Source organism: Methylobacterium sp. E-005, assembly GCF_022829725.1.
Lineage (GTDB): Bacteria > Pseudomonadota > Alphaproteobacteria > Rhizobiales > Beijerinckiaceae > Methylobacterium.
The window spans coordinates 1-270 of record NZ_JAKSYG010000161.1; the positions used below are offsets into that span (position 1 = coordinate 1).

The window sequence follows — 270 nt, forward strand, 5'->3', positions numbered from 1 at the left end:
TTCGTGGCCACCCCCGAGAAGGCCTCGGCCGTAACCGAGGCGAACAAGAACCTCGCGCAGGGCGACCAGAAGGGCGCGATGGAGAAGCTCAAGCTCGCCCATGTCGACGTGAACTTCACGATGGCGGTGCTGCCGCTGAACAAGACCATCGCCGACGTCGATCAGGCGGCGACGCTGATCGGCCAGGGCAAGTATTACGAGGCCAACGCGATCCTGAAGACCGCCCAGGACGGGATGCGCTTCGACGTGATCGACGCGGTCGCCCTCCCG

1 protein-coding gene is annotated in these 270 nt (G+C 65.2%); it reads left to right on the top strand.

All coding sequences use genetic code 11. The annotated features are described in order from the left end of the window. The coding region (locus tag MKK88_RS17490; protein ID WP_244001881.1) for a YfdX family protein at positions 1-270 on the top strand (270 nt) is incomplete at both ends.